The sequence below is a fragment of the uncultured Empedobacter sp. genome, from assembly GCF_937930195.1.
GTDB lineage: Bacteria > Bacteroidota > Bacteroidia > Flavobacteriales > Weeksellaceae > Empedobacter > Empedobacter stercoris.
This window is the reverse complement of the sequence record NZ_CALGVK010000174.1, coordinates 1-13377: the sequence shown is the minus strand read 5'-3', so window position 1 is coordinate 13377 and position 13377 is coordinate 1. Positions and strand designations below refer to the sequence as shown.

The window sequence follows — 13377 nt, the reverse complement described above, 5'->3', positions numbered from 1 at the left end:
AAATTAATCTTATTGTTCTGAATTAAAATACACTTTGTAATAATACATTTTCTTTTCCTCATCAAATCCACGTTCCAAATATTCTTCCGCCGCATCTGGATTAGTTAAATCTAATTTGATGTTAATTTTTGTATCTAATTTAATATCACTTTTGATTTTCTTTGATTCTTTCATCAAAGTAGGAACAGAAACTTCAAAGGATTCTACAAACTCTACACGATTATTTTCACTGTAATCTTTTTTGTATTCTTTAAATTCATCAATAATTTCAAATGGTTTTAACACCTGATCTTCAAAAATTTCGTTGGTTACAATTTCATTTGAATTCAATACATTGATAGAGTTTGAAATAAATTCTGCCTGCTGTTTTTTATCGGTTTTGTCTAATAAGAAATCATTTGAAAAGTCAGTAATCAGCTCCATATATTTTTTTGTATGGTAATTATTGTCTTTTATTAAATCAATTTCTAAGAAATTTTTCTTCCAATATTCAGATTCTACATTTTTATCATCAATAGAATATACACGAAATCCTTCGTCACGATAAGCATCAAGAATAAGACAAGCTTTATCTATTCCTTCAAGTTTATAACCTTTCCATATATTATAATCTAATCCCTTTGATTCGTCAAAACGTAAGAATTTTTTCTTGTTTTCTAACTTATAAATTCCAATTCCTCGACATACTATTCCATCAAACATCATATTTTCGAAAAGTGTAATGAAAACTTCACCACTCTTGATTTGTGGATGCAATGATTTTTCATATAAATGACTTAAAACTTCCTGCGAAAAATCTATAAAATCGGTCTCTTCGTCAAACATTTGCTTGCATTGATTATACAAAACATTAAATTCTAATTTTTCTGTATAATGAGTAAAATGATTAATTTCGAGTGTTTTTTTGAACGGACTTAATAAGAAAGGAACCAATTGTTCTTCCTTAGATTCGTCATACTCAAGTGTCTTATCAGCAAAAATATTTGCTTCTTCCCGAACTTTATGTCCTACTTTTTGTAAACTGATAAAGGCGATGTAAGCATTTTTAACGTCAATCATTGTTTCTATTTTCTTAAAAACAAAAGTAATGATTTCAAAAATCAATGCAAACCTTGAATGATTAAAAAAAATATTAACAAAATTGTCAAACAAAATTGTAAAATTAATGTATTGATAATTAATCTATTATATTTTTTTTGAAGATAATAAATTGAAAGCGAACAGCAAACTATAATTATGGCATGAAAATAGTAATAGGATAGATGTCTTAATATTTAAAAGGTTAGATGATGAGAAAAATTAGATTTACACTTTTGGGAGTAGCTTTTACAGCCATGTTAGCTGTGGGTGTAAATGCTCAAGATAGAGGTCATAGAGGAGGTGAGAGAGGTAATTCTTCAAGAGAAGTATCAAGAAGCCAAGGAAATAGCCGTTCTGAAATGGCTAAAAGTACAAATAGAGTTAGTCGTGTCGAAGGAAATAGAACAGATAGAATTGATCGAGGAAATAGTAAAAGTGATTCTTGGAAAAATTCGAATATAAGTTCAAGTCGTGTCGAAAGTTCACGAATCAATAGAGATAATACTGCTGTAATAAGTAGTAGACCAAGTGCGAACCGAGATAGTAACAACGAAAGATATAACAGAGAAAATAACCAAGGGAATCGAAATAACCAAGGGAATCGATCTGAGAGTTTAAAAAATAGAGATTTTCATAAAGATCCTGTTCGTATTAGCTCAAGTTCAAATAATTATAGAGGAAATCGCCCTGTGTCAAATGTTAATGTAAGAAATTATCACAAATACAATTATAACAATTATAATTTCTATGGTAACAATGGAATTTATTATCGTCCGTATAATAGTGGTTATGTAAGATATATGCCTTATGTAGGGTTCAGAATCAATGTTTTACCTGTAGGTTATGTAACAATTAATATTAGTAATCGTAATCCGTTTTATTTCTACGAAGGAGTTTATTATAGTCCAAATAGAAATTATTACGAAGTGGTTCAAGCTCCAATTGGTGCAATTGTTTATGCTTTACCAGCAGGTTATGAAAGAATAAATTATGATGGAGAGTATTTGTATGAGTTTGGAGATGTCTTATATCAAAAAATTTATTACAGAGGTTCAAGAGCTTATCAAGTAGTAGGTTATTTAGATTAGTATAAGTTTTAGTAGTTAATGAAAAAAGTCCAAACAGCAAGCTGTTTGGACTTTTTTGATGTAGCGAAGAGCAGAATTGAACTGCCGACCTCAGGGTTATGAATCCTGCGCTCTAACCATCTGAGCTACCTCGCCTAATTTTAATTTTTGCAAATATAATTTTTTTTTGAATTTATAACAAAACTTATTTTATTTTTCTTTGGTAGATACAATTCATTTTATATCTTGCGACTTCAATTAAATAGAATTATGCCAAAAAAGAAATATCAAGTAGAATTTTCAATTAAGTCTTCACCGTCTTTGTTATATAACTATATTTCAAACCCTTCTGGTTTGTCTGAGTGGTTTGCAGATAACGTAAATTCTCGTGGAGAAAAATATACTTTTATTTGGGACGGACACGAAGAATCTGCTTTTTTGATGAAATCTAAGCAAGATAGTTATGTACGTTTTCAATGGGAATATGATGAAGACACAAAGTATTTCTTCGAATTAACAATTGTAGAAGACGATTTAACAAATGATGTATCATTAGTAATCACAGATTTCGCAGATGAAGATGAGGTTGAAGAATCAAAACAATTGTGGGAAAGTCAAATTGAAGACCTTAAAAAAATCTTAGGATCTGTTTAAAATCTATTATTTTGAAAATTAACTTAGGTGGCCTTATCATTGAACAAGCAAATGCAGAAATTAGTATTCAGAACAGAGCTTTTCGAAATGGTGATGCTGTAAAAGAAATTTTACGATTTGTAAATGGTGAAATTATAGATTGGGAAGATCATTATTTTAATTTAATGGCCTCTATGCGTATTTATCGCATGAATATTCCATTAGATTTTACACCAGAATTTTTTCAAGAACAAATCAATTTAATAGCCGAAGCTAATCAAACTAAATCAGGTAAGGTCGAGTTTTTTGCCTTCCGAAATAATGAAGAAGATTATTTAAAAGCTTCAATTAATTATCTGATTTCTATTGAAAATAGTGAACAAGATTGGGAGTTTTTGCAAAGTGAAAACGAAATCGATGTTTATAAAGACTATGCTATCAACACAGCTTTTTATTCACTTGTTAACACGTATCGCCCAGAAGAAAATATTGCAGAAATCTACCGTTTAGAGAATGACTATGCAGATATTATTCTGTTGAATGCCAATAAAAAAATGGCACGTTCTTTACGAGGTGCTATTTTTGTGGTAAATGGAGAAACGATTCGTACACCCAAAAAGGAAGAAGGAGTAATAACAAGTGTTTTGCGAAATAATTTTATTACGAAGATCAATAAATCGGAAGAATTTAAAGTGGAGGAATCAGAAATTTTTCCATTCGAAATTCAGAAAGCAGAAGAAGTATTTATTTTGATAGATGGTATTGGGATATTACCAATTACCAAAAATAGAAAAAAAGAATATAATACGGATAAGACAAAGTTGATTTTTAGTTATTTGTAATTTAGAAATCAATTAATTCATAGAAGGATCTGCGGGGGTGTTTAACCAAATCAAGTTTTCACCTCCAAGTTTCTTCATCAAATTTTTCCACAAATCAGCATCCCATTCTTCGAAAATATCAAAATCTAAATCTCTTACCGTCCATGAATTATTTTTTAATTCGTCAGTAATTTGTTTAGGAGCCCAACCACAATAACCCATAAAAAACTTAATTTCATTCTCTTTTATCAACTTTTGATTTACCGCTTCTCGCACATCATCATAATTTCCAGACCAATATAAATTATGAATTATTTTTTCACTATTTCGTATTAAATCAGGGCGTTTGTGTAGATAATAAATATTTTCCTTATCAACTGGTCCACCTTCAAAAACAATAGAAGTGGATTCTATCTCAGAAACAAAAATACTAATAGGTATGTGTGAAGAATGATTAAGTACAAAACCAATATTTCCAGATTCTAAGTGTTCGGTAATTAAAATAACACTTCGTTGAAAAATATCATTATTTAATGTTGGTTTAGCGACTAAAATACTTCCTTTTTTTATACTTTTGATAGACATTTTGTTTCGGTTTTATAGTGTAAAATCTTAACGAAATAATGATTTGTAAATAAAAATATAAAATAAACATTAATGAAACAAGATTTAAGTTATAAAAGAAAAGTCTACGAAAAACAAGCCATGAATTTTGATTCGTTAAGAGAAAATCCTATCGAACAATTTCGTGATTGGTTCTTACAAGCTGAGGATTCTGATGGCGTAGATGAAGCAAACGCAATGTCTGTTGCAACGATTGGCGACGATGGTTTTCCGAGAACACGTGTCGTATTATTGAAAAGATATACAGATGAAGGATTTATTTTTTATACCAATTACAATAGTCAAAAAGGTAAAGCTTTGTTAGAAAATCCGAAAGTATGTTTATCATTTTTTTGGCCATTTTTAGAAAGACAAATTATTATAAAAGGTGTAGCTGAAAAGACGTCGGATAATAATTCGGACGGATATTTCGAAACACGACCTCGTAGTAGTCAGTTAGGAGCATGGATTTCTGCTCAAAGTTCTGTAATAGATGAACACCAAGATTTGGCTGCGGAAGAATTAGAGTTAGAAAAAAAATACGAAGGAAAAGAAATTCCTCGTCCAGAGCATTGGGGTGGATTTTTAATTCGACCAACAGAAATTGAGTTTTGGCAAGGACGTCCAAGTCGTTTACATGACAGAGTTCGTTATGTATTACAAGAAGATTTTGATTGGAAAAAAGAGCGTTTAGCTCCTTAAAAAAATAATAAAAGCCTCTAATTTAGAGGCTTTTTTATAGTATTAATTAAATTTAATCTGTCATTGCTGCACCCGCTTTACGATGTGTAAATTTACCGTAAATGTGTCTTCTTGCAAAGCGACTTGGTGAATCAGAATTTACCATTTTGATGTAGGTATTTTTAGGAACACCGAAATATTCGTAATGATTACCATCTAAATGTTCAACTTTCAAAATCTGTTCGTCCATGTAAAAATCATGAATGTTAGATTTTGTCGTAGTTGTCGTATATTCTTCTTTATTTTTTTCGTGTGTTTCAGGATTAACGCTTACCAAAAAATGATACGCTTCAATCACGACTTTACTTTTTTCTTCAGCTTCTAATTTACCTGCTTCATCGTTCACAAATTTATCAGGATGCGCATCTTTCATCGTATTTCTGTAAATTGTTTTCAACTCTTTTAGAGTGACATTTTTATCAACTCCAAGTAATTTTCTGTGTTCTACAACGCTTTTCATAATTTTTTAACCCTTTTTTCGGTTTGCAAAAGTACGGAATATTAATCACGAAATACTTTTAATAGGAATAAGTTTGGTTAAGATGATGATAAATGACTTTTTTGTAAAAGAAAGTTGTAATTTTAGTGAAGCTAACACCAAACAAATAGAGATGAAGTTGAAAGATGTTCCAGCATTGAAAATTGCAATTTTAGATTTACCTACAAAAGAAAAAGACAAGCTTCTTTTGCGTCTTATAAATAAAGATGAAACGTTGGTAGAGCATTTACATTTTCAATTGTTAGAGGATGAAAGTGACTTGCAAGATCGAGTAAAAATAATTTACGAAAAGATTGATTTACAGTTCAAAAAGTCTAATCACTTAAATAATCAGATTAATATTATTCGAAGTCATAGACAATTATTGTTGACACTCAAAACACTGAGTGGAATTGTGAATTATCATGTTCAAATTACAAAAGACAAAGTGTCCGAATTTGAATTAAGAAAATATATTTTGCAAGAATCATTTACACGATATTCATATCTGTTTAATAAATATACAACAGGTGAAAATGCAGAAAAATTATTTAAATACCAAGCTGGAAGACTCAAATTAATTCAGTCTATTTTTGATAAATTTCACGAAGATTTAAAATATGATTACGAAAATGAAATTCAACAATTGAATGATTTCCTAAAAGAAACACCTTTAAAAAATAGTAGGATTGAATAAAAAAGAGAAAACTTTAATTGCTTTCTCTTTTTATTTATGGTATTAAAAAATCGCTTCAGCAACCTTTTTTGTATTAATCGAGTTACTCATCGTATAAAAATGCAATCCAGGAACACCAAATTCCATTAACTCTTTACATTGCTGAACGCACCACTCCAAGCCAATTTCTTTAATCGCTTCTTTATCTTTTGCTTTCAACACTTCCATCGACAAAGATTCGGGTAAATCGATGTAGAAATTTTGTGGAATTTTAGTCAATTGATTAAAAGTTGTTAACGGTTTTATTCCAGGAATAATCGGAACGTTAATGTCCATTTCTCGACACTTTTGGACAAAATCAAAGTATTTCTGATTGTCAAAAAACATTTGTGTCACAATGTAATCAGCTCCCAATTCAACTTTCTTTTTCAAATAATGCAAATCTATTGCAAGGTTTGGCGATTCGAAATGTTTTTCAGGATAACCAGCTACACCCAAACAAAAATCCATCGGATGCGATTCTTGCAAATCATCATCCAAATAATTTCCAGTATTCAAAGCAGTAATTTGTTCAATTAATTCTGAAGCATACGCATGTCCACCAACTTCTGGCACAAATGATTTTTCAGATTTAATCGGATCTCCTCGTAAAACCAATACATTATCAATGCCCAAGAAATTCAAATCAATCAAAGCATCTTCTGTATCTTCTTTTGTGAAACCACCACAAATCAAATGCGGAATTGCGTCAACTTTATAGTGATTTTGGATAGCAGCAGAAATCGCTACTGTACCAGGTCGTTTTCGCACTTGATACCGCTTCAACAAACCCTTCTCTTTTTGTTTGTAAATATACTCTTGTCGATGATAAGTCACATCGATAAAAGCAGGATTCAATTCCACTAAAGGATCCAAAGTTTTAAACGTTGCATTTACATCTTGACCTTTCAAAGGAGGTAAAATTTCAACAGAAAACAACGGTTTTCCATTCGCACGTTCTATATGTTCAGTAACTTTCATTCTTTATTTTATCGTTTAACGAAGTTCGAAGCTCGAATTCCGATTGTATTTTTTTTTAGGGCGTTCCCTTCGGGCGGGCTTTTCGTTACAATCTTTGCTGGTCAGCAAAGGATTTTCACTACAATCCCTAACGCATTTTTTTTGAAGTCAGAAGTTCGAAACTCGTGATTTGTTGTCATGCTGAGCTTGTCGAAGAATCTGACTAATTTCTAATCAGCCAAATTTGGTCCTAACCAACGTTCCGCTTTTTTTAAATTTATATTTTTACGTTGAGCAAAATCTTCTACTTGATCCATTTTAATTTTTCCGACACCAAAATATTTAGCTTTCGGATTCCCAAAATAATATCCCGAAACTGATGAAACAGGGTACATGGCTAACGAACTTGTTAATTCGATCCCAGCATTTTTCTCAACATCTAATATGTTAAAAATTGTTTCTTTCTCCAAATGATCAGGGCAAGCAGGATAACCAGGAGCAGGACGAATTCCTTTGTATTTTTCAGCAATTAATTCATTGTTTGATAAATTTTCGTCAGATGCGTATCCCCAAACTTCTGTTCGAACATATTTGTGTAAATATTCTGCATAAGCTTCAGCTAAACGATCAGCAATTGCTTTGACCATAATCGAATTGTAATCGTCCAAGTTCTTTTCGTACGCTTTAGCAACTTCTTCAATTTCTTGACCAGCAGTTACAGCAAAAGCGCCAATATAATCTTGTATAGTTGAATCTTTCGGTGCTATGAAATCAGCAATTGACATATTTGGTTGATCTTTCGATTTTTTCGCTTGCTGACGAAGTGTGTAGAATTCTTCTATTTTAAGATCGTTTTCATCAAACAATTCTATCGTGTCATCGTTTATCGTATTCGCTTTAAATAAACCGTAAACAGCTTTCGGTTTTGCTAAATTTTCGGCTTCGATTCTGTTTAACATTGACAATGCATCAATGTATAATTCTTTGGCATTTTCACCGACAAGTTCATCATCTAAAATCGCAGGGAATTTTCCATGTAAATCCCATGTTTTGAAAAAAGGAGTCCAGTCGATAAATTCTTTTAACTCAGTTACACTTGCTTGATGCGTAAATACACCCAATTGATTTGGTTTGAATGGTTTATTTTCTTCAAAATCTAATTGCAATTTATTTTTACGAGCTTCTTCAATTGTTAGGTATTCTTTTGCAACAGCGCGATTTAAGAAACCTTCTCTGATTTTAGTATAATCTGTTTCCGTTTCTGTAAATAATTCTGCTTGTTGTGAACCAATTAATTTTTGACAAACGGTAACCGAACGCGAAGCGTCTAATACGTGAATAGCTTTGTCATATTGCGGAGCAATTTTAACAGCGGTGTGGGCTTTTGATGTAGTCGCACCTCCAATCATTAATGGAATATCGAGATTTAAGCGTTTCATTTCTTTAGCAACATGTACCATTTCGTCTAAAGAAGGCGTAATCAATCCCGAAAGTCCAATTACATCGACTTTATTTTTTTGAGCTTCTTCTAATATTCTTTCAGAAGAGACCATAACACCTAAATCAATAATTTCAAAACCATTACAGCTTAATACAACAGAAACAATGTTTTTTCCGATATCATGTACATCACCTTTAACGGTTGCCATCAATATTTTAGATGGTTCTTTGTCAGTTTTATTTCTTAGTTTTTCTTCTTCTAAATAAGGTGTTAAATAGGCTACAGCTTTTTTCATCACACGAGCCGATTTTACAACCTGTGGTAAGAACATTTTACCACTTCCAAATAAATCTCCTACGACATTCATTCCATCCATCAATGGACCTTCAATAACTTGAAGTGGTGACTTAATTTGATCTAATGCTTCAGCCGTATCTTCATCAATAAATTCAGTAATCCCTTTTACCAAAGCTATTTCTATTCGCTTTTCTAAAGGTAATTCACGCCAAGAATCATCTTTCTTTTTTTCTTTTGTAATACCTTTTAAATGTTCTGCAAAATCAATCAATCGTTCTGTGGCATCATCACGTCTATCCAATAAAACATCTTCAACATGTTCTAATAAGTCTTTTGGAATATCATCATAAATCTCAATCATTTCAGGATTAACGATTCCCATATCCATTCCGTGCTGAATTGCGTGGTATAAAAAAGCTGAATGCATTGCTTCTCGAACTGCATTGTTACCACGAAACGAGAACGAAACATTGGAAACTCCACCCGAAACTAACGCATAAGGAAGATTTTCTTTGATCCATTTTGTTGCATTAAAAAAGTCAATTGCATTTCGGCGATGTTCTTCCATTCCTGTTGCAACAGGGAAAATATTAACATCAAAAATGATGTCTTTTGGATTGAATTTTACTTGATTGACCAATATATCATACGAGCGTTTTACGATTTCAATACGACGTTGGTAATTATCAGCTTGACCTTTTTCATCAAATGCCATTACAACAGTTGCAGCACCGTAACGTTTGATTTTTTTGGCGTGCTCGATGAATAATTCTTCTCCTTCTTTTAAAGAAATAGAGTTGACAATTGCTTTTCCTTGTACATTTTTTAATCCAGCTTCGATGATTTCCCATTTAGAAGAATCAATCATGATGGGAACTTTTGAAATATCAGGCTCGGAAGCAATTAATCGTAAATATTTTACCATTGAAGCTACACCATCAAGCATACCTTCGTCCATGTTGATGTCGATAATTTGTGCGCCACCATCTACTTGATCACGCGCAACTTGAAGCGCTTCTTCAAATTTTTCTTCTTTGATTAATCGTAAGAATTTTTTTGAACCAGTTACATTTGTGCGTTCTCCAACGTTTACAAAGTTTGAATTTTCGCGTACAATTAATGGTTCTAATCCAGAAAGTTGAATTTTTACGCTTGACATGCTACATTGATTTTTCGAGGTTCGTATTCTTTTGCTAAATCTGCCATTAATTTGATATGATCTGGTGTTGTTCCGCAACAACCACCAATAATATTGACCAATTTCTTCTCTAAAAATGGACGAATATGTTCACGCATCATTTCTGCTGTTTCGTCATATCCACCAAAAGCATTAGGTAAACCTGCATTTGGATATGCACTTACATAAAAAGGAGCTTTTTCTGCTAAAACTTCTAAATATGGAATTAAATCTGTAGCGCCTAACGCACAGTTTAAGCCAACTGAAAGTAAATCAATATGTTCTAAAGAAATAAGGAATGCCTCAGTTGTTTGTCCAGAAAGTGTGCGTCCAGATTTATCTGTTATCGTACCTGAAGCCATTAATGGAACGTTGATTCCAGTTTTTTCGATCGCATCTTGAATGCCATAAAATGCTGCTTTAGCATTTAGGGTATCAAAAATAGTTTCAACCAACAATACATCAACACCTGCTTCTAACATTGTTTTAGCTTGTCGAAAATAAACATTAGCTAAAGTGTCAAAATCGATGTCACGGTAACTTGGGTCATTCACTTGAGGTGAAATCGATGCTGTTTTATTTGTAGGACCTAAAGAACCAACAACAAATCGAGGTTTGTCTGGAGTAGAATATTCCGCACAAGCTTCTTTCGCTAAACGAACGGCTTCCGAATTTAATTCATCAACTAAATCAACCATATCATAATCAATCATCGAAATGATATTCGCATTAAATGTATTTGTTTCAATTAAATCTGCGCCAGCAGCTAAATACTCTCTATGAATATCTTTGATAATTTGTGGTTGTGTTAACACCAATAAATCGTTATTTCCTTTTAAAGATGTATGGAAATTTCTGAATCTTTCTCCTCTGTAATCTTCCTCTTGCAAATTATGCTTTTGGATCATTGTTCCCATAGCACCATCTAAAATAACAATACGTTCTTTTAGTATATCGTTTAATTTCATTTTACTATTTTATTAAAACCTTATGGGAAGAATTGCGAGGTAAGTCCTTATCTTTCTCTTTTTTGAGTAGGATGTAGCACCCAACTTTCCTTTGGGTTGCCAAGATATCTACGGGCCTAATCCCTCCATCTATTCTTTATAAGGTTATCTGCAAAATTATCCATTCCTTTTAAAATAAAAAAATGATAATCATTATAATTATTATTTGAAGAAGACATGTCAAAATAAGTTAATCATTCCATAAACTTAACCTGATTATTTTTGGTTGTAAAATCATTAACATAGAAAAATATTCTTACAATACGTTAATTGATGTAAAAAATATCTTTAATACTTATTTAAGGTGTTTTAAATTAGAATATTATTAGGTTTTTTGAATTTTCCAGAATTAATTAGAAGATTTGTTTTTACTTTTTAATCATTTTTATAGAATCAAATCATTAAATAATAAAAATTTTAGAAAATAATTCTGAAATTAAATCATATTAGAACTTTAATTAGAAAATTATAAACAAATGTATGTTTTAATATTTGGAAAATTGAAATAGTTTGTACTAAATTTGCCCTCAGAAATAGCTCAAGTAAAATTTTATATTTTATCAAGAAAAGTGGAGGGAAATGGCCCTAAGAAACTTTAGCAACCTGATTACAATCAAGGTGCTAATTCCATCCTGTTAAGGGAAGATAAATAACTACGATAACCATCATTCAGTATTATTCTTAATACAACTGATTCAATTGTTATTATTTTAAAATTTCCTTTTTTCTTCACATTTTCTGATAAAATCAATAGTAAAGAAATAAATAAATGAAAAAAATAAATATCGGATTATTCGAATTTGGCGTAGTAGGAGAGGGGATTTATAAGGTTTTAGAAGAGAAACCACAATTAAATGCAGCGATTAAAAAAATTGTAATTAAAGATGATTCAAAAACACGAAATGCACCAGCTGAATTATTTTCAACAAATGCAGAAGATATTTTAAATGATGATGAAATAAATGTTGTGGTAGAATTGATTTCTGATGCAGATGCAGCTTATGATATCATCAAAAAAGCTTTTGTTAATGGGAAACATGTCGTAAGTGCCAATAAAAAATTGATTGCTGACCATCACAAAGAATTATTAGAATTACAAGAACAAAACAATGTTTCTTTCCTTTATGAAGCCTCTGTTTGTGGTTCTGTACCAATTATTCGAAATTTAGAAGAATATTTCGATAATGATTTATTGAATTATGTTTCTGGAATCGTGAATGGAACAACAAATTACATCTTGACTAAAATGGCGAATGAAAATGAATCGTATCAAGATGCTTTGAAAGCAGCACAAGAAAGTGGTTTTGCTGAAGCTGATCCAACGGCAGATGTGGAAGGTTTTGATGCAGCGAGTAAATTGTCGATTATTACATTACATGCTTTTGGTAAAAAAATTGAAGTAGAAGCTATTATTCGTAAAGGGATTACTGCTTTGAAAGTTGAAGATTTTAAATATGCGAACGAAAAAAATTACACAATTAAGCTAATTGCGAATTCAAAAATAAATCATCAAACAGGAGAAATTACGTCTACAGTTTTACCAACTTTTGTTGAGCTTAATAAAACGATTGCTTTAGTAAATAATGAATACAATGGTGTATTGATCGGAAGTTCGCTTTCCGATGAGCAGTTTTTATATGGAAAAGGAGCTGGGCGTTTCCCTACATCTTCAGCGGTTTTGAGTGATATTTCTGCGTTGAAATATGACTATAAATATTCGATTCGAAAATATGAAAATCAACACGAGGGTATTTTTAATCAAAATGGGAAAAAACGTGTTTACATTGGATTTGAAAACCAAACAGATGATGTTTCAAGTTTTTTTGAGGAAATAGAAGAACGTTATCAGAGTAAAAATTACAACCATATAGTTGGTGTAATTGATATTGAGAAGCTTAAACAAAAAGAAATTATAGAAAATACAAATCTTTCAATAATTGCTTTTGAGTAATATTTAGGATAAAAAGCCTTAAATTATCTTGAGGCTTTTTTTAAATCTAAAAATTAGGGCCTTTAAAATACTTTTCCAATAGGATTTTAAATGATTTGTTTTTAATAAGTCCAGAATAGGTCATTTCTATTCTAAGATCTTTTGAGATTAAAACCCAATACGGATAATTAATCTGTTCGTTTGTTGAAATAAATTCCTCAACAAAAGCATGTAGTTTTTCTTTAGGTTGATAAACTTTTTCTAAAAAATAAATAGTATCATGCGACTCTGCATCTACTTCTAAATAATAAACTCCGTTATTTAAAAAGTGGAATAAACTCTTATCTTTTTCAATTTGTTTTTTTTGAATTAAGCAATAGCTGCACCACTTTGTTGAAAAAAAGAGCAATATAGGTTTCGGTTTTTC

Annotated in this window: 12 protein-coding genes, 1 tRNA gene, 1 pseudogene and 2 riboswitches; of the genes and pseudogenes, 6 read left to right on the top strand and 8 right to left on the bottom strand. The window is 31.1% G+C overall.

Annotated features, from left to right (window positions below):
• Positions 1-9: 9 nt before the first annotated feature.
• A complete protein-coding gene (locus Q0616_RS10020; RefSeq protein WP_171622796.1) occupies positions 10-1059 on the bottom strand; it encodes a nucleoid-associated protein in 1050 nt (349 codons plus the stop codon).
• Between the two features lie 230 nt (positions 1060-1289).
• Between Q0616_RS10020 and Q0616_RS10015 the strand changes: the two genes are divergently transcribed.
• Positions 1290-2168, top strand: a complete 879-nt coding sequence (locus Q0616_RS10015) for a DUF6515 family protein (protein WP_298776820.1) — start codon at positions 1290-1292, stop codon at positions 2166-2168.
• Positions 2169-2229: 61 nt separating this feature from the next.
• Here the strand turns inward: Q0616_RS10015 and Q0616_RS10010 are convergent.
• Positions 2230-2303, bottom strand: a tRNA-Met gene (locus Q0616_RS10010).
• Between the two features lie 114 nt (positions 2304-2417).
• Here Q0616_RS10010 and Q0616_RS10005 point away from each other — a divergent pair.
• Entirely contained in the window at positions 2418-2801 is a 384-nt protein-coding gene (locus tag Q0616_RS10005) for an START-like domain-containing protein (protein WP_019975947.1), read from the top strand.
• An 11-nt stretch (positions 2802-2812) separates the two neighbouring features.
• Positions 2813-3622, top strand: a complete 810-nt coding sequence (locus tag Q0616_RS10000; protein WP_171622798.1) for an aminotransferase class IV — start codon at positions 2813-2815, stop codon at positions 3620-3622.
• 12 nt (positions 3623-3634) lie between these two features.
• On the opposite strand, the gene Q0616_RS09995 is transcribed toward Q0616_RS10000, so the two are convergent.
• Entirely contained in the window at positions 3635-4186 is a 552-nt protein-coding gene (locus Q0616_RS09995; protein WP_260543274.1) for a YqgE/AlgH family protein, read from the bottom strand.
• A gap of 72 nt (positions 4187-4258) precedes the next feature.
• Here Q0616_RS09995 and pdxH point away from each other — a divergent pair, with 72 nt between their 5' ends.
• Positions 4259-4906, top strand: a complete 648-nt coding sequence (pdxH, locus tag Q0616_RS09990) for a pyridoxamine 5'-phosphate oxidase (protein ID WP_171622800.1) — start codon at positions 4259-4261, stop codon at positions 4904-4906.
• Positions 4907-4958: 52 nt separating this feature from the next.
• On the opposite strand, the gene Q0616_RS09985 is transcribed toward pdxH, so the two are convergent.
• A complete protein-coding gene (locus tag Q0616_RS09985; protein ID WP_298776818.1) occupies positions 4959-5405 on the bottom strand; it encodes a KTSC domain-containing protein in 447 nt (148 codons plus the stop codon).
• Between the two features lie 85 nt (positions 5406-5490).
• Between Q0616_RS09985 and Q0616_RS09980 the strand changes: the two genes are divergently transcribed.
• Positions 5491-6120, top strand: coding sequence for a hypothetical protein (locus Q0616_RS09980; protein WP_298776816.1), 630 nt, complete (start codon positions 5491-5493; stop codon positions 6118-6120).
• A gap of 42 nt (positions 6121-6162) precedes the next feature.
• Here the strand turns inward: Q0616_RS09980 and metF are convergent, their stop codons facing one another.
• The 3 genes from metF to Q0616_RS09965 all read right to left on the bottom strand — a co-directional run bounded on the left by metF (position 6163) and on the right by Q0616_RS09965 (position 10981).
• Positions 6163-7119: a methylenetetrahydrofolate reductase [NAD(P)H] gene (gene metF, locus Q0616_RS09975; RefSeq protein ID WP_286483648.1), complete on the bottom strand. Its 957-nt coding sequence runs from the start codon at positions 7117-7119 to the stop codon at positions 6163-6165.
• A gap of 209 nt (positions 7120-7328) precedes the next feature.
• Positions 7329-9995 (bottom strand): methionine synthase, encoded by a 2667-nt coding sequence (gene metH / locus Q0616_RS09970; protein WP_298776815.1) that lies wholly within the window; start codon positions 9993-9995, stop codon positions 7329-7331.
• Positions 9983-10981: a homocysteine S-methyltransferase family protein gene (locus Q0616_RS09965; protein ID WP_171622805.1), complete on the bottom strand. Its 999-nt coding sequence runs from the start codon at positions 10979-10981 to the stop codon at positions 9983-9985. The genes metH and Q0616_RS09965 overlap by 13 nt, the downstream gene beginning before the upstream one ends.
• Before the next feature lie 44 nt (positions 10982-11025).
• Positions 11026-11126, bottom strand: a riboswitch (SAM riboswitch).
• Between the two features lie 448 nt (positions 11127-11574).
• A riboswitch (SAM riboswitch) is annotated at positions 11575-11672 on the top strand.
• Between the two features lie 117 nt (positions 11673-11789).
• Between Q0616_RS09965 and Q0616_RS09960 the strand changes: the two genes are divergently transcribed.
• Complete coding sequence (locus Q0616_RS09960; protein ID WP_298776814.1) at positions 11790-12971, top strand: homoserine dehydrogenase; 1182 nt, start codon at positions 11790-11792, stop codon at positions 12969-12971.
• Positions 12972-13017: 46 nt separating this feature from the next.
• On the opposite strand, the pseudogene Q0616_RS09955 reads toward Q0616_RS09960, so the two are convergent.
• Positions 13018-13377 (bottom strand): annotated as a pseudogene (locus tag Q0616_RS09955) (hypothetical protein); the annotation flags it as partial.